The sequence below is a fragment of the Paenibacillus azoreducens genome, assembly GCF_021654775.1.
In the GTDB taxonomy this organism is placed as follows: domain Bacteria; phylum Bacillota; class Bacilli; order Paenibacillales; family Paenibacillaceae; genus Paenibacillus_AQ; species Paenibacillus_AQ azoreducens.
Genome location: NZ_AP025343.1, coordinates 1,399,827 through 1,417,624 on the forward strand (window position 1 = coordinate 1,399,827; position 17,798 = coordinate 1,417,624).

Consider the following 17,798-nt stretch of genomic DNA (forward strand, 5'->3'; position numbering starts at 1 on the left):
TAGTGGGTACGTGAGCACCGGAAGGCCCGGCTGAATTCAAGATTCGATGCCGAGTTCACTTCCTGATTTACTTCGTGTTAGATATAGAATTTATAAGTTATCAGCTACGCTGATGAAATTCTATATCGCAAGAAAACCTACCCTTGAACCGCGGTCGCTCGTCCTTGCCTAGGCTTCGATCAGGTTTTCTTATCAAAAGCGGACTTTTTGAACAACATTTTATAGGTGGTGCATACAGCGATGATTCCTTCTAATTATGTAGAAAAAGTGTACGCCGGTTATTTGGGTATGAATGTGGGCATCCGCCTGGGGGCTCCGGTGGAACCGACTCACTGGACGTATGAAAGAATATATCAAACGTACGGCGACATTAAGGACTACGTCAAACCGTTCAAAAATTTTGCGGCGGATGATGACGCCAATGGACCGTATTATTTTCTGAGAGCGTTGTATGACGATGCGAAAGACCGGGACATCACGCCAAATGATGTGGCGCGTGCCTGGCTTAACTATTCCCGGGAAGGCGTCGGGATGTTCTGGTGGGGCGGATACGGCGTAAGTACGGAACATACCGTATACGTTAATTTGAAGCGCGGCATTCCCGCGCCGCAGTCCGGTTCCATTCGGCAAAACGGATTAATCGTGGCAGAGCAGATCGGAGGCCAGATATTTATCGACACATGGGGACTGATTACCCCTGGAAATCCGAAAAAAGCGGCCGATTTGGGCGAAGCCGCAGCCCGGGTTTCCCATGACGGGGAAGGTGTGCTGGGGGCGCGGTTTTTCTGCGCGGCGATATCCAAAGCATTTGAAACAAGCAATATCGAAGAGATTATCGCGGCAGGACTTGCGCAAATTCCGGCGGAATCCACGTATTCGAAAGTGGCGCATGCCGTGCTGGATTTCCATAAAGAACATCCGGATGATTTCCGCGCCTGCCGGGAAATGCTGGAGCGCGATTGGGGTTATGACAAATATACGGGCGTATGCCATATCATCCCGAACGCAGGCGTTTGCGTGCTTGCCATGATTTATGGGCAAGGCGATTTCAACCGGACCGTTGAAATTGCGACGATGTGCAGCTGGGATACGGACTGCAATGCCGGGAACGTAGGAACGGTTTTGGGCGTAGCGTGCGGCGTGGATGGAATTGCGGATCATTACCGCCAGCCGATTAATGATTCGATCGTCATGTCGGGCATTTCCGGTTATTTGAACATTCTCGATATCCCGACATACGCCAAAGAGCTTTCCATTCTCGGTTACCGCATGGCGAAGGAGCCATGCCCGCAGTGGTTGGCGGACAGTTATAAGGAAGACGAGATCTACTTTGATTTTGAACTGCCGGGCTCAACGCATAACATCCGGGTTTCGGATCCGTATCTCTGCCGGGCGAAGCATTCCGAAGAGATGGCCTATCAGGGCAAAGCCTCGCTTGAAATCGTTTTTGACCGGATGGCGCGTCCTCAGAATGCCAAAGTGTATTACAAACCCTTTTATACAAGGGATGAATTTAATGACGAACGTTATTCGCCGACGTTTGCACCCAAAGCATATCCGGGGCAAAAGGTCTCCATGCAGGTTTACCTGGATCAATGGTCCGGAAACGAAGCGATGGGCATCGCTCCTTATATCCGGCTTGCATCAAGCAAAAAGGAGCTGGTTCAGGGATATATCAAGCTTATTGACAAGGAATGGCTGCATGTCGAGTTTACGATTCCGGATGCCGAAGGCGAACTGATCGATGAAGTCGGAATCGTACTCGAAGCCTATTCTCCGGCCAAGTTCAAAAGCATGGGGCGCATTTTTATTGATGAGTTCCGCATCAGCGGCCCATCGGAATACCATATCGATTTTGCCAAACAGCAGATCAATTTCGGATGCGTCACGCCATTTTCGCATAATCACGGGGCATGGTCGCTGGAGCAGGATGCGATGTACCTGATGACAGCCGATCCGGCCGAGGCTTATACAGGCAATTATTTTGCCAAAGACTATTCGGTAGCGGTCCGAATTAATCCGCAGTATGGTTCCTCGCATTTGGTCGCCGTTCGGGCGCAGGGCGCGATGCGCGGTTATCATGCCGGTTTGGATGAAGACGGCGAGGTGTCCTTGTATATCAACCATTTCGGTTATAAAAAGCTGGCTGGCCGCAAGTTTGCCTGGGAGCTGGATCGCGAGTATGATGTGAGGGTAACGGTGCAGGGTTCCACCATTACGCTCGCAATCGATGGCGAAGAATTGATCCAACATGAAGACGACACATTTGCTTACGGTATGTACGGCGTCAGCACATTGGGCGCAGCAAGAACGTATTTCCGCGATATTCGGTTGACAGAGCGAGCATAACATCCGAGCATTTTGCAAAAATCCAAGGAGCAACTTTCAATCAGCAATATATAGATCGAAACGGTTTAGTTCGTCTATATATTGTACCCGGGAGCGGTTGGAATCGAATTTTGCAAAATCCTGATCCAAAAAATCTGAATCGAGGATATATATGAAAATTATTGTGATAGGCAGTGCGAATATGGACATGGTGATGGAAACCAGCCGTATTCCGAATAGGGGAGAAACAATACACGGGGAGAAATTCTTTTTATCTTCCGGCGGCAAGGGAGCCAATCAGGCGGTGGCATGCGCCAAAATGGGCGCGGATACGTGGCTGCTGGGTAAAGTCGGAGATGATCTGTTTGGCAAGTCGCTGGTGGAAAGTTTGACCGGCTATGGCGTGAAATCCGATTTTATAGCGGTTGAAAAGGGCACCACCTCAGGCGTTGCCGTGATCACCGTTTGCGAAGGAGATAATGCGATCATTCTCGATGGTGGGGCCAATAAGAAGGTGACGCCTGCGTATATCCGGCAATTTGAGGCAGAGCTGTTGGCGGCCGATGCGGTGCTGCTGCAGCTGGAGATTCCGCTCGAATCCGTTTATGAAACCGTTCGGCTGGTGAAAGGCAAGGTTCCGATTTTTCTGAATCCGGCTCCAGCCATGCCGATCGACGAAGATATTCTGCAGGGATTGGATTACTTTGTACCGAATGAGCATGAAGTTGCGCTTTACACGGGGTGTGAGATTCATGACGTTGCTGACGCTTTGACCGCGCTGGATCTGCTGCGGGCGAAGGGCATCCGCTATCCGCTGATCACGCTCGGGGACAAAGGGGTCGCGTATTATAACGGTACCCACAATGTCCATAAAGAAGGGCGCAAGGTGACTGCCGTAGATACAACGGCTGCAGGCGACACGTTTGCGGGCACGCTGGCCGCCATGATCTGTTCGGGTAAAGGAATCGACGAAGCAGTGGATTTGGCCCAGCAAGCTGCATCCATTGCGGTCACGCGTCCAGGGGCTCAGCCTTCGATTCCGGCGATTAGCGAGCTGTCGTAAGCAGCTGCAATAGTATATACGGGAACAGCTACAGGGGAGGATTCGTCAAGTCCATCCCTATGGAGTTCAAGCCGTCTACCCTCGGGAAGGCGGCTTATTTTTTGATTTCAGAATTTTGTGAAATTAATTCGATTCGAGGGCGCTCCCGGGAACAATATATAGACGAACTAAATCGTTTCGATCGACATAAATTGAGCACGAAACTATCTCTAACGGATGCCACCACGGCGGCTAACGGACACCATGGCTGCTAAGCGGCTAAAAACAGGCGTTTTTAAATCCTAACGGACACCACAGCGCTTAATTGCCCCAAAACACCGCCAAAAGGGAATTTTTCATTAAATAGCAGCATCTGTGTCCGTTAGAAATCAAAATGGTCGAAATTGCCCTCAATAGCGGCCACAGTGTCCGTTAGAGTTTTGCGTGCCCCTGGTATCGCGTCATTAGAGCGGGTCTGTAACGTGTTCTTTGTGCGAATCTGCATAGCGGCTGCTATGTCCGTTAGAGTTTTGCGTGCCCCTGGTATCGCGTCATTAGAGCGGGTCTGTAACGTGTTCTTTGTGCGAATCTGCATAGCGGCCACAGTGTCCGTTAGAGTTTTGCGTGACCTGGTATCACGTCATTAGAGCGGGTCTGTAACGTGTTCTTTGTGCGAATCTGCATAGCGGCCACAGTGTCCGTTAGAGTTTTGCGTGACCTTGTATCGCGTCATTAGGGCGGGTCTGTAACGTGTTCTTTGTGCGAATCTGCATATCGGCTGCAGTGTCCGTTAGAGTTTTGAGTGACCCTGCATTGCGTCATTAGAGCGGATCTGTAACGTGTTCTTTGTGCGAATCTGCATATCGGCTGCTATGTCCGTTAGAGTTTTGGGTGACCTTGTATCGCGTCATTAGGGCGGGTCTGTAACGTGTCCTCTGTACGAATCTGCATCGCGGCCGCTGTGTCTGTTAGGGTTTTGCAGTTCTGGTCTACATATTGCGTGATGAATCCATATCATAATGAATAAGTGCGGGTGATTTAAACAGTGACATGATGAAATTCAAATTCATTCTTAAAAGTCGCTTCTTGAATTACAAAATCCTTAGAAAATATCACGCCTGTTGATTTACCAGCATCTGGGTTATGGCAATGCTAAATGGTGAGCCAAATAAACCACCCATTCGGGAGGCAAGGCCGCTAAGCTGATCAGTCGATCGAACTCTGCAAAAGATAATCGTGCACTTGGGTGAACCTGGCTATTTCCCTGCTCATACACGTACTGAAGCAGCACGTACACGATTAATGCGGTGTATAATTGTCCGTAAACGGCATTTGGTGTCTTCCCAAAAAGTTTGGGCACATTCAGATGCTGTTTAATCCATCGAAAAAACACCTCGATTTGCCAGCGTTGTCGGTAGACTTCTGCTATTTTCTCCGCCGAGGGACGGTGTAAGTTGGTCGCCAGGACAACCGGGTTGCCTTGGGGATCCTTTAGCTTTACGACCCGAAATCGATATCGGGTCAAAGACGCTTTTGTTCCGAGCTGACAGGTCAAATCTTGCTCAATCGTATGTTCGTAAGGGCGTTTTCGTTCACGATAAACCGGCTCATGCAGTACCGTATTGTTTCTCAACCGGATGACAAAATACTGCCGTTGCTCCTGCTCCATGTACGCATCAAACTGTTTATGCTTTCCATATGCACGATCCGCAACCAGAATGAAATTGGAGTCCGTTACCGCGCTGCACAGGGTCGAATCGTGCTGTTTTCCCGTCGATTCCGTAACACGATGGAGTTCGCCGGTCTCAGTCAACAAAGACACGTGCAGCTTAATGCCACTCTTCTCTCCTTTTACCGATGGAGCCCAAGGCAGCCGATTGTGACCGGCAGAAATGGTCGTGGAATCCACCGCCAGCGGCTCTTTTGGAAGCCGAAGACGCCTGCGCGTGGAGCGATTGCATTTGCGAATCAGTAGATGAAGCAGTTGCTTAAAGACGCTGAACGGAACTTCTTTCGCTTTTTTGGAGATCGTGGAGTGATCCGCCGGACGCAATCCACAGGCGACCATTCGCTTTTCTCCGTCTCGATAGCCATCCCACTGCCCAAGCGCCGCTTCAGCAAGAAAGATAAAGAGCTCGTAAACTGTAAATTTCCTTGCTGTATCAACATAATTGGCTTGCTGTAACAAAGGTTGAAGCTCCTCGTTAGGAATAAGGGATTGAAGAATAGGGACTAACATTGTACGATGGTTCATGAGACCGTCTCACCTTCCGTAGGGTTTGTAGGGGTACAAACACTTTACAGAAATGAGCGGTCTTTTTCTACCATTTTTTTGATAATCAACAGGCGTAGAAAATATGAATGAAATAAATAGGGTTAATAATCCATTGTAGGGATTTATTTGGTAAAATGGAGTTAATCCCTTATACGTTTTTAAGGGGGATCGATGGAGGGGAGCAGGATGAAAGTATATAACAAGCATTATATCAAGGCATGCGAAAGTTTCCTGTACATGACTACGGATGATATCATCGCCAGGCAACTCCGAAGCGAAAATAGGCTGCTCGTCAATGAATATCTCGTCAAAATAGGGACCCTCGTCTTTATGGGGGCTTTTTTTTTGACATCAAATTTGGTGGTACCAAGTGAGCTTTCTTTTATAAGATGGAGCCTGTCTGAAATCATCATTTACATTGGTCTGCTGTATTTCGCCAGCCGGAGTTCAAAACGCTGCCGGGCGTTTAGCGACGCGGCCGAAATTATGCTTCAGTTTGATACCGAAGAAGCCCGCCGAACCTATTTTGATGAAAAACTGAGGCATCAGCTTTAGGAAAGGGAACGGCGCCCAGATTTATAGTCATTGGATGGAACAGGTAAGAGTCTTCATCCGTCCAATCATTTGATTCAACTTAAACAGTCTTAGAAAATATCATTGACAATCAAGTTGGTGTATGATCAATGAGTATCCGCCTATTTTGAGAGGATCATTGATGATACATATGAAGGGAGGATTTATGCCCATGTGGATTGCCTATGCCTTTGGCTCAGCTTTGTTTGCCGGAATCACATCCATACTTGCCAAAATCGGTATCCGGGATGTGGACTCCAATTTGGCGACCGCGCTGCGGACGTGGATCGTGTTGTTTTTTTCATGGCTGATGGTTTTTATCGTTGGATCACAGCATACCATTACAGATCTTGGCGGGGTAACCTTGTTGTTTCTCGTTTTGTCCGGACTAACTACGGGGGCGTCATGGATTTGTTATTTCCGGGCTTTGCAGCTGGGTGACGTCAACAAGGTTGTGCCGGTGGATAAATCAAGCAATGTGCTGACGATGATTTTGGCTTTTTTATTTCTTGGTGAACGGATGTCGGGGATCATGCTTGCAGGGATGGTTTTAATCGCCATCGGAACCTATATGATGATCCAGAAAAATAAAGCGCAGCAGGCTGCGGCCCCCGGGAATAAAAGCTGGCTTATCTACGCCTGTTTGTCGGCGCTGTTTGCGGCTTTGACGTCAATCTTGGGCAAAATCGGCATTGAAAATGTCGAGTCCAATCTGGGGACGGCCATCCGTACCATTGTCGTGCTCATCATGGCTTGGCTGATTGTGTTTGCCCAGAAGAGGCAAGGGGAGATCAAGGACATCGACCGGAAAAGCTGGCTGTTTATCATTTTATCCGGGCTTGCGACGGGGCTGTCCTGGTTATGCTTTTACAAAGCGCTGCAGGACGGGCCGGCCAGCGTCGTGGTTCCGATCGATAAGCTGAGCGTGCTTTTAACGGTGCTGTTTGCATTTGTTTTCTTCAAGGAAAAGCTGTCCGTTAAATCCGCGCTCGGATTGCTGCTGCTGACGGCGGGAACGCTGACGCTGCTATTATAGGTCTAATGAAAGCCCGCCCGTAGAATCGAGTCCACATTTAGGCGGGCTTTCGTTAGATAATAAGGCAGCATAATAAAGAGGCTGAAAATAAGTGGACGAAGAAGCAAGGTTAGAGGAAGGGGGGCGTAATGTTTTTGAAGGGGAGGGCTATTTGATTCTAGCGTTATTTACAGCAGGATTTTGCAAAATCCTTACATAGATATTTTTTCAAAATAAGTAGGATCATGTATGATGATTTTCTTTCCTGAAATTGTAATAATATTATTTTTCTTTAAATGGTTTAACACACCGCTAACCGTTTCTCTGGACGTTCCGGATATTTTGGAAATTTCAATGGTTGTCAGCGGACATGAAATGATGATCTCTTCACCGTTTCGTTCACCTAAATCCCGCATTAAATAATTTAGCGCCTGGGTTACCCGGTCTTGTGCGTTGGGGATGGTAATATTTTGCACACGATTCTCATGCAGCTTTAGTATTGAAGATAATTCCTGAACAACATATATTAATTGTCCCTGGTTTGATTTCAGCATATCTTCAAATATCGCCGTAGGGATATAATACACATCTACATCGGTCAGAGCTTCTGCCGAGTAACTATATCTTTTATCTGTAAACATGCCGCCATAAGGAAAGATGGAATATTGTTTGACATGGTCCTCATATAATAAATTTCCACTTTGATTTACCCGCTCTAACTTTACAAAGCCATCTAGCATAAGGTAAATTCTTTCCCTTGAATCCCCATCTAAAAATAAAAATTGACCTTTCTTATACGTTCGCCAGTAGACAAATTCCGTTAAGGCTTTTAATTTTTTGTCTGATAAATGGGCAAATAATTCAAACTGCTTTAAATCTTTTTCAACGTTTCGTATACTCATGTGATCTCCCTCTTCTCTACATGTAGGTTGATGAGAAATAAATGAAAGCGGAAACAAGATATATTTTACCGTATTTTTTCTTATATACTAAGATATATAATTTAGTGATTAATGATTTTTTAAGATTATAGAATTTATAAATTTTAAGCGGAGCTTAAGAAATCCTATAATCGCAAGAAAAACATCCGCTAAATGCGGTCTGTCTTCCTAGAAAGTACGTCGATAGACGTTTTTCTTAAGATATAAGAAAGTATAAACTTCGGAGATCTCGCATCCTTATATCGCAAGAAAAATTACCGCTAAATGCGGTCTGTCTTCCTAGAAAGTACGTCGATAGACGTTTTTCTTAAGATATAAGAAAGTATAAACTTCGGAGATCTCGCATCCTTATATCGCAAGAAAAATTACCGCTAAACGCGGTCTGTCTTCTATGAGAGTACGGCGATAGACGTTTTTCTTATAAACTATAAAACAGCCATAAACAAGCAGGCCGAGTGAGGGAGTAAATACAACCCAAACTCGACCATGTTCATTACAAAGCAACCCTATAAAATCATGCACAGACTCCTCTTATCTAGAAATAATAGTGCCTGCTTTTTCTTCTAATGCCTCATACACCCTCTCTAAAGAAGTAATAATTGCTTTCCGCTCTCCATTTCCACGAACAAAATGAATGGCTGCTTCAATTTTTGGAAGCATGCTTCCTGCTGCAAACTGTTGTTCTTTGATATATTCCTCTAATTCATCAGCGGTTACAAACTCCAGTTTCTTTTGATTGGGCTGATTAAAATTCACATACACAAAATCAACTGCAGTTAAAATCACAAGTATATCGGCACCCACTAATTCAGCCAATTTTTGAGCAGCGAAGTCCTTATCAATAACCGCTTCAATTCCTATGAGTCCTTCTTCGGAATGAATGACCGGAATTCCACCGCCTCCGACAGCAATCACGATATCGCCTTGTTCTACCAAGGAATTGATCACCCTATGTTCATGAATGCTCACAGGTATCGGTGATGGTACAACGCGTCTCCATCCTCTTCCCGCATCTTCCTTGAATACCGCCTTTGTTTCATTCATTAATTTTCTCGCTTCGTCCTCTGCATAAAAAGGTCCTATTGGCTTGGTGGGATTATTAAATGCTTCATCTTTTTCATCGACGACAACACGTGTAACAACGGTTACGACTTCTTTATTTATATTGTGTTTTTTCAATGCTTTTTCGATCGCATTTTCTATCCAATACCCGATCATTCCTTGACTCATCGCGCCACAGGTATCTAGTGGCATTGCGGGGGTTTTTTCCGATTCTGCTACTTTTTGCTGAAGAAGAATGTTTCCTACCTGCGGACCATTTCCATGGACAATGACTATATCGATATTCTTTTCTATTATTTTAACAAGTTGCTCTGCTGTTTTTTCCAATGCTTCTTGCTGTGCCTTGGCAGTGGCGTCGCCGGTTTGTATCGCGTTGCCGCCAAGCGCAATTACGATTTTTCCTCGTGTCATACGGCAAACCTCCAATAGATTCTTTTTTCATCTCATCCAACTTTAAATTGTAATTCTCCCTGTAATTAATCCGAAAATTGCGAATAATGCGAAGGTAGCAATAGCAATAGATAACACCAGTTCCGGCCGAGTAAATATTTTTTTGATCGAATGTTGTTTTTGCAGATTAATGTAGATGATGATTCCTGGCGCATATAAGGTCATTGTTAACAAGAGGTAGTTTAATCCGGCAGCAAAAATCAACCAAATACCATAAATACTTGCAATGATACCGATGATCATATTTCTGGTTCGGTCTTTGTCTTGAGATTGCAAGCTATGCTTGAATTGATAAAACGCTGAAAACGCATAAGGAATTAAAATTGCCGAGGATGCGAGAGAATACGCAAAATGATATGCTTGATCGGAAATAATGAAGGTTAATAGGAAAATCTGAATTAGACAATTCGTAATCCATAATGAATGGCTCGGAGCTTTGTTCTTATTCTCTTTTGCGAACCACTTTGGAAATACACCATCTTTAGCAGCCAGATAAGGAATTTCAGATGCTAACAACGACCATCCGAGCCAAGCGCCCAATACAGAAATGACTAAGCCTAAATTAATAAATGCAGCTCCCCATTTACCAACAACACTTTCAAATAAATACGCCATAGCCGGATTTTTCAAGTCAGCAACATCTGCTTGCTGCATAATTCCAAGAGATAGTAACGAAATCAATATATAAATGATCAGTGTTCCGGTTAATCCGATAACGGTTGCTTTCCCGACATCGCTTCTATTTTTTGCACGGCTGGATAAGACAACCGCTCCCTCAACGCCAATAAATACCCATAGAGTGACAAGCATTGTACTTTTAACTTGACTTCCGATGTCTGCCCAAGAGAAGGAACCGCCTTGCCCCCAGAACCCGTCTATGAATATATCGATATGAAAAGCACAAATTCCTACAATAATAAAGACAAACACAGGTACCAGCTTCGCAATAGTTGTGACAAGATTCACAAGCGCTGCCGATTGTACACCTCGTAGGATTAGCATATGGACACACCAGAGCATGATACTCGCACCAATAATAGACGCTATGTTTTGACCTCCATCAAAAATGGGGAAAAAATAACCTAGCGAACTAAATAATAGAGTCGCGTAAGCCACATTGCCGAGCCAAGCGGATAGCCAGTATCCCCACGCGCTGTTAAAGCCCATAAAGTTACCGAATCCAGCTTTTGCATAACTGAAAATACCACCATCTAGATCCGGTCTTTTTTCAGTTAAATTCTGAAAGGATAATCCAAGTGCAATCATGCCGATGCCTGTTATAATCCACCCGATAATAATAGCTCCAGCGCCGGCTTCTTTTGCCATATCACTTGCCAGGTTAAATGCCCCGCCACCTATCATCGAACCTACCACAAGAGACGTTAAGGTAAGCAGCCCTAATTTCTTTTCTTCACCCATTACACACTCACCTCTTCCTAAATTGCATTAAAAACAACAATAATAGTGAATGAACGTATTAAGGAGAGAGGGGAAGAAGGAAAACGAATTCCTTCTTCACTCCATATTTCCCAAAGTAGCTGCTATAACCGCCTTAATGGTATGCATTCTATTTTCAGCTTGATCGAATACTTTAGAATGTTTGCTGAGGAATACCTCATCGGTTACTTCCATTTCCTTCAATCCATGTTTTTCATGCATTTCTCGTCCATACGCTGTTTCGAGATCATGAAAGGCAGGTAGACAATGTAGAAAGATGACGTTGTCATTTCCTGTTGCTTTTATCATTTGCATATTTACTTGGTAAGGCGAGAGCAGTTCAATGCGTTCCGCAAATTTATCTTCTTCCCCCATGGATACCCAGACATCCGTGTAGATGACATCCGCACCTGCAACTGCCTCTTCAACAGAGCTTGTGATCATGATCCGGTCGCTATATTTTTTGGCTGTATCGACAACTTCTTGTGCCGGCCATAATGATGCCGGTGCACAAATCCGAACTTCCATTCCGGCGATTGAACCGCCAACTAATAGACTATTAGCAACATTGTTTCGTCCATCGCCCACATAAACGAGCTTCACATCTTTCAAGTGCCCAACATGCTCTTTAATCGTTAGCAAATCTGCGAGCGTTTGTGTTGGGTGCCACAGATCGGTTAAACCGTTCCATACAGGAACACCAGAATGTTCAGCCAAGGATTCTACCGTTTTATGGGAAAAACCACGGAACTCAATTCCGTCGAACATACGGCCCAGCACTTTTGCTGTATCTTCCACAGATTCTTTTTTACCGAGCTGAATATCGCCTTTTCCTAAATACTCAGGATGCGCGCCTAAATCTGTGCAAGCGACTGTAAATGCACACCGTGTACGAGTCGAAGTTTTTTCAAATAGGAGCGCGATATTTTTCCCTTCCAAATAACGATGGGGAATGCCGCTATTCTTTTTCGCTTTTAAATCTGCTGCCAAATCAAGAAAATATAACATTTCTTCTTCTGTGAAATCCTTCTCTGCAAGAAAACTTCTCCCTTTTAAGCTTGCATTACTCATTTTCATGTTGATCCCTGCTTTCTTGTGATATTATTTTCCGGGATTATATAGTTTCCGGGGTCCCCGCAAAGTAATCGGAATAAGCTTCGAAAGCTACGCGTCACTTTGTGGGGGTATAGTTTCCGGGGTCCCCGCAAAGTAATCGGAATAAACTTCGAAGGCCCCGCGTCACTTTGTGGGGTTATATATAGTTTCCGGGTTCCCCGCAAAGTAATCGGATAAGCTTCGAGGGCTACGCGTCACTTTGTGTGATTATATAGTTTCCGGGGTCCCCGCAAAGTAATCGGAATAAACTTCGAAGGCCGCGCGTCACTTTGTGGGGTTATATATAGTTTCCGGGTTCCCCGCAAAGTAATCGGAATAAACTTCGAAGGCCGCGCGTCACTTTGTGGGGTTATATATATTTTCCGGGGTCCCCGCAAAGTAATCGGAATAAGCTTCGAAGGCTACGCGTCACTTTGTGGGGTATTCTTTAGATGTCTTTTCGAACGATTGGCATACTCATGCAGCGTGGACCCCCGCGGCCACGGGATAATTCCGAGCTCAACACCTCTATTACCTCGATGCCGTGTTCGCGTAATAGAGCATTGGAAACATAGTTGCGGTCATAGGTAACAACGACTCCTGGTGCAATGGCCAACGTATTAGAGCCGTCATTCCATTGTTCGCGAGCAGAGGCGATTGCATCTCCTCCTCCGCAAGGAATCAGAACCAAATCCTTCAGGCCGAGTACCTCTTTAAGAGATTCCATTAAAGAAGTTCGATGGGAAATCTTAAGCGTTTCTTCATCCGGACCTTTTTCCAAAATATAAATATTCATATTTCCTTGTGGCCCTTGGATCGCTGGATGGATGGTGAATTTATCATAATCAACCATTGTAAATACGGTGTCCAGATGCATAAATGCCCGGCATTTTGGAATTTCTATGGCCAATACTTTCTTGAATGACGCGTCTGGATTTTTAAACAGATTCAAAGCTAAACGTTCAATAGCTTTCGCTGAAGTCCGGGCAGATACCCCGATGGCAATGGTCTCTTCATTCAAAATCAGCTCGTCGCCGCCTTCGATTGGGAATTTATAATTACGATCCAGCCATACAGGCACATGATGAGTTGCAAATCTTGGGTGATATTTGATGATATATTCCATGAACAATGATTCGCGTCTTCTTGCCGGCTCTCTCATTTTATTGATCGTCAGTCCATCTCCAATCACGGCTGCAGGATCGCGGGTAAAATATAAATTGGGCATTGGATCCAAATAGAACGGATAATGATCTTCCATAAATTCATATAGTTGCGCTTTCTTGCTCGTTTCAATTTCGTTTTTTCGTACACCGCCCATTATTTTTTGAATGAGATCTTCATTTGAAAAGGAAAGCAAATAGTCTTTTAAAGTTTGATGCGAAACATTTCCTTCGGTCTTTCCTTCTTCCAAAATGCGACAAACAAATTCTTCTTTAATGTTTTTATCCACCAGCGCCTCAGATGCCAGTTTTTCTAAATAAAGAACTTCAATCCCGCGATTGCGTAAGGTTTGTGCGAAATAATCATGTTCTTGTTGAATAACAGGCAGGTAGGGGATGTCGTCAAAGAGTAATTGCTGCAGATAATCCGGCGTTAAGTTTTCCAATTCAAAACCTGGACGTTTTAACAGGACCGTTTGTAATTCACCAATTTCCGAAGTAACATGTAGCGGATGTTTCATTTTTTGTACCTCCCTTTTTTGATGTTAGATTTATAAGTTTTTTGGGGTCCCCGCAAGCACCGAAGCATAGGTCCACTTTGTGGGGGGAGTTAGTTTGGTGCTTACAAATACATCATAAGGGGACTGTGCTTTCGACATTATGGAAACGCTAACAATAGGAACGTGAAATATTTCACGATTTTTTTCAAGAAATCAAATTAGATTGTATGTTTATGAAGTGTTTATGTGGTTACTGTGCTGAACCTATTTCATTTTGCGTATATATGGTGAATATTTGAGGAATTGAGACATAAAATAACCCCACAAAGTGGAGCCTATGCTTCGATGCTTATTCCAAATACTTTGCGGGGACCCCCAAAAAAACTTATAAATTCTATACTGCTAAGAAAAACGCCTATCGACGTATTTTCATAGAAGACAGACCGCGCTTAGAGATAGTTTTTCTTGCGATTATAGAATTGTTCAGCGTAGCAAGAAAATTTATAAATTCTATAATCTTAAAAAAAGCATCTTCCGGAGCGATAAACGCTACGAAAGATGCATGATCTGTTACGATGGGCATGATCTGTGATTAAAAAGGCAAATTCAGTTTTTCCTCTAACAACTTTCTGTCTGATATTGTCCGGGATATGACAAGGCATGTATCATTTCCGCATATACATCCTATTTTTTCTTCCCAATCCAAATCATCCAATATAGCCCCAATGACGTGTGCATTACCGGGCAGTGTTTTAATAACCGTTAATTGATCTACATAGTCAATCTTAATGACTACTTCTTTTAACATCTTTTTTAATCTCAAATCCGTTTGAAAAGGTTTTTCTGAGGAGCTTTTATATATCATTAATCCTTGTGGGGAAGCTGCTCTTATTAAATTCAGCTCACGAATATCCCGTGAAACCGTAGCTTGAGTTACTATGACATCTCGTTCCGCCAACAACTCTACTAATTTCTCCTGTGTATCTATCTTATGTTCTTTTACCAATTCCCGAATCAACCGTTGCCTTTTTTCCTTTTTCATAAAAGACACCCCTTTATATTATATCTGTAATAAACCTTTCTTGTTCACTACAAAAGTCATAGATAACCGAGAAATAAAAAAAGGTGACCCCCGTACAATACAGGAATCATCCTTTCGGTAACATAAACAGATTTTTGCTTCAAGTCTCGAAGAGAACTTCTCCCGTCCGGGACAAATCGTAACCGGCGATCATTTGCAGCTCCCTCCGGAATTCCTCCGACCGCAAAATATCCAGCAAAGCTTGAATCCACGGTATATTATCCGCCGTCTTCAGCATCACCAGGTCGTAGCGTTCCTCGATCAGCGGGATAAAGTCCAGCTGACCGACGATCGCCGCGGCCTTTTCGATGCCTACGCCAACATCGGCTTCACCGGAAGCGACCTTGGCGGCAACCCCGATATGATTCGTTTGCTCCAGCTCATATCCTGCAAGCTGCCGAGGGCTTATGCCATGCAGGCGAAGCTGCTCGTCGAGCAGTATGCGGGCGCCGGAGCCTTTCTCGCGGTTCATGAGGCGAAGCCCGGGATGGCTCAGGTCCTGCCAACCGGCGAGCCCGAGCGGATTTCCCTTTTGCACGTAAAACCCGGCCTGCCTCGATAACAGATTCACGACCATATAGGATGAACCGACCAAAAGCTTGCGGATATATGGAATGTTGTATTCACCCGTATCACCGTCAAGCAGATGGGTACTCACGATGTCCGATTCGCCGCGGTACATGGAGATCAGGCTGTCCAGGCTGCCTACATATGCCCGCAGAGGCCGGATGCCGGAGATGTTTTTTTCCATATGCTTAACCAAAATATCCAGGCCGATATCTTGTCCCGTAACGACGATGGGGCGTATGCCGTTTACCGATGCAGCGGAGTGCTGCAGCGGGCGGTCCGCAGCCGGAGCAGGTTGGGAAGATGGCTTGATTCCTTTGGCCCGCTGTTTGTAGGCTTCCAAATCGGCCGCATCCACGCGCATTTGTTTGCCGACTCTGTAGGAGGGCAGCTCGCCTTTTTTGATCAGGTCGTAGACAGTGAGCTTGGATATTTTAAGCATCTTGGCAATTTCTTCGGTGGTATAGGATATATCGCTAGACACGGACATCCTCCTTATCAAAAACAAATACATTCGAACGTTTCATTCTTGCTACCTTGTATTGTAACATAATCGACTCATAAAGTTTTTTTAGCGGGTTTACAATTCAAATGATAGGCAGGTATAATTTGTGTTAATTATAACTAATTATATCTAAATATAACTTTGGGGGTTAAAAAATGTACGCTAAGATAAAAACTAATGCTGTTTTATGTTTTTTGTTAGCGATGATGCTGGTTCTGGCAGCTTGCGGAAATCAAACGGAAACGAAAACCGATGCGAGCGCGAATAACGCGGCTGGTTCCGATAAGACAGCATCGGCCAACGCAACAGCGGACAAAGTAGGGCTTACGATCTCTGCGGCGGCCAGCATGACCGATGCGTTGAATGAGATTAAGCAAACATATGAAACTGAACATCCCAACATAGAATTAAGCTTTAATTTTGGCGGTTCCGGTGCGCTGCAGAAGCAAATTGAACAAGGAGCGCCGGCGGACCTGTTCCTTTCGGCCGCAGTCAAAAACATGAAACCGCTCGTTGAGCAAAAGCTGATTGAAGAGGGCAAAGAAAAGACACTGCTGAAAAATGAACTGGTAGCGATCGTGCCTGCGGATACTCAAGCTTCTATTGCGGCTATGGATGATCTGAACAAAGCGGAAGTGAAAAAAGTGGCAATCGGTATTCCGGAAAGCGTGCCTGCAGGCAACTACGCCAAAGAGGCGCTTACAAATTCGAAGCTTTGGGAACCTCTCCAGCCTAAAATGGTCCAAGCCAAAGACGTGCGGCAAGTGCTGCAATACGTGGAAACGGGGAATGCCGACGCCGGGTTTGTTTATAAAACGGATGCGCTAACTTCGTCAAAAGCCAAAATCGCGTTTACGGTCGATCCAGCTTCTTATTCGCCGGTTGAATATCCGATCGGGATCGTCAAGGCGACGAAACATGCCCAAGAAGCCGAAGACTTTTATAATTATTTGCAATCGAAAGCATCGCTGGATGTATTCATCAAATACGGATTTTCCGTCCCTGAGTAAAAAGGAAGTGTATTTATGAACTGGCATGATTTCTGGCCGCCGATTCGGATTTCCTTGCAGGTCGCGCTGTTATCCAGCGTAATCGTTTTAATTTTGGGCGTAGCCGCGGCGTGGTGGATGTCAAAGCGCAGGTTCAGAGGGAAAATCGTGCTGGAAACCGCCTTGATTCTGCCGCTGGTGCTGCCGCCGACGGTGGTCGGCTTCCTGCTGCTGGTCATTTTGGGTCGTAAAAGCTGGATCGGCCAGGCTGCGGAGTGGTTGCTGCATGCTCCGATTATTTTTTCCTGGTGGGCTGCGGTCATTGCAGCCGTGGTGGTATCTTTTCCGCTTGTGTATCAGACAATGAAAAATGGTTTCGCCGCCATCGACCCGGAGTTGGAGAATGCCGGACGTTCCAGCGGGGCAAGCGAGTGGCAGGTGTTTAGGCACATTACGCTTCCATTGACCTACCACTCTTTGGGCACGGCTTTCATCTTAGGATTTGCGCGTGGACTTGGCGAATTTGGCGCGACGCTGATGATTGCCGGCAATATTCCCGGCAAAACGCAAACCATACCGACAGCGATATATGTTGCGGTAGATGCAGGCAATATGCCCTTGGCGTGGGCATGGACCTGTGCGATTATTGTCATTTCGTTTCTGATGCTGCTGCTTACAGGGCAGCGAAATCAGGCAGGCGCGGCCGAGGCTGTGGAAAAGTCGGGACGAACCCTTGTATTACCGGGGAAATAATGGATATAGTTGAGCAAAAGCA

General features: G+C 45.3%; 14 protein-coding genes. 6 read left to right on the forward strand and 8 right to left on the reverse strand.

Translation table 11 applies throughout. The features are described 5' to 3' along the window. The first annotated feature begins 240 nt into the window (after positions 1–240). Together L6442_RS05810 and rbsK are read left to right on the forward strand one after the other, a co-directional pair. Positions 241–2,349 carry an ADP-ribosylglycohydrolase family protein gene (locus L6442_RS05810; RefSeq protein WP_212981337.1) on the forward strand — a complete coding sequence of 703 codons (2,109 nt, stop codon included), beginning with the start codon at positions 241–243 and terminating at the stop codon, positions 2,347–2,349. A gap of 151 nt (positions 2,350–2,500) precedes the next feature. After that, positions 2,501–3,391, forward strand: a complete 891-nt coding sequence (gene rbsK, locus L6442_RS05815; protein ID WP_212981336.1) for a ribokinase — start codon at positions 2,501–2,503, stop codon at positions 3,389–3,391. Between the two features lie 1,120 nt (positions 3,392–4,511). Here the strand turns inward: rbsK and L6442_RS05820 are convergent. Next, entirely contained in the window at positions 4,512–5,624 is a 1,113-nt protein-coding gene (locus L6442_RS05820; protein ID WP_237100017.1) for an IS4 family transposase, read from the reverse strand. 207 nt (positions 5,625–5,831) lie between these two features. Between L6442_RS05820 and L6442_RS05825 the strand changes: the two genes are divergently transcribed. Continuing rightward, complete coding sequence (locus L6442_RS05825; RefSeq protein ID WP_212981279.1) at positions 5,832–6,200, forward strand: hypothetical protein; 369 nt, start codon at positions 5,832–5,834, stop codon at positions 6,198–6,200. 160 nt (positions 6,201–6,360) lie between these two features. After that, complete coding sequence (locus L6442_RS05830) at positions 6,361–7,254, forward strand: EamA family transporter (RefSeq protein WP_237100239.1); 894 nt, start codon at positions 6,361–6,363, stop codon at positions 7,252–7,254. Positions 7,255–7,445: 191 nt separating this feature from the next. On the opposite strand, the gene L6442_RS05835 is transcribed toward L6442_RS05830, so the two are convergent. From L6442_RS05835 to L6442_RS05865, 7 genes are all read right to left on the reverse strand, one after another. Continuing rightward, complete coding sequence (locus tag L6442_RS05835; RefSeq protein WP_194231947.1) at positions 7,446–8,135, reverse strand: Crp/Fnr family transcriptional regulator; 690 nt, start codon at positions 8,133–8,135, stop codon at positions 7,446–7,448. 570 nt (positions 8,136–8,705) lie between these two features. Continuing rightward, complete coding sequence (gene arcC, locus L6442_RS05840) at positions 8,706–9,647, reverse strand: carbamate kinase (protein ID WP_212981280.1); 942 nt, start codon at positions 9,645–9,647, stop codon at positions 8,706–8,708. Between the two features lie 42 nt (positions 9,648–9,689). After that, on the reverse strand, positions 9,690–11,105 hold the full coding sequence (gene arcD, locus L6442_RS05845) for an arginine-ornithine antiporter (protein WP_212981281.1): 1,416 nt from the start codon (positions 11,103–11,105) through the stop codon (positions 9,690–9,692). A 96-nt stretch (positions 11,106–11,201) separates the two neighbouring features. Then, complete coding sequence (gene argF / locus L6442_RS05850; RefSeq protein ID WP_373871863.1) at positions 11,202–12,194, reverse strand: ornithine carbamoyltransferase; 993 nt, start codon at positions 12,192–12,194, stop codon at positions 11,202–11,204. A 472-nt stretch (positions 12,195–12,666) separates the two neighbouring features. After that, positions 12,667–13,902, reverse strand: a complete 1,236-nt coding sequence (arcA, locus tag L6442_RS05855) for an arginine deiminase (protein ID WP_212981283.1) — start codon at positions 13,900–13,902, stop codon at positions 12,667–12,669. Positions 13,903–14,473: 571 nt separating this feature from the next. After that, positions 14,474–14,923, reverse strand: a complete 450-nt coding sequence (argR, locus tag L6442_RS05860; RefSeq protein ID WP_194233840.1) for an arginine repressor — start codon at positions 14,921–14,923, stop codon at positions 14,474–14,476. Between the two features lie 139 nt (positions 14,924–15,062). Continuing rightward, positions 15,063–16,013: a helix-turn-helix transcriptional regulator gene (locus L6442_RS05865; RefSeq protein ID WP_212981284.1), complete on the reverse strand. Its 951-nt coding sequence runs from the start codon at positions 16,011–16,013 to the stop codon at positions 15,063–15,065. Between the two features lie 176 nt (positions 16,014–16,189). On the opposite strand from L6442_RS05865, the gene modA reads away from it, so the two are divergent. Both modA and modB read left to right on the forward strand, forming a co-directional pair. Beyond that, the gene (modA, locus tag L6442_RS05870) at positions 16,190–17,044 is read left to right on the forward strand and encodes a molybdate ABC transporter substrate-binding protein (RefSeq protein WP_212981285.1); all 855 of its coding nucleotides are present in this window, start codon (positions 16,190–16,192) and stop codon (positions 17,042–17,044) included. Positions 17,045–17,059: 15 nt separating this feature from the next. Then, positions 17,060–17,776, forward strand: coding sequence for a molybdate ABC transporter permease subunit (gene modB, locus L6442_RS05875; protein ID WP_212981286.1), 717 nt, complete (start codon positions 17,060–17,062; stop codon positions 17,774–17,776). The last annotated feature ends 22 nt before the right edge of the window (positions 17,777–17,798 follow it).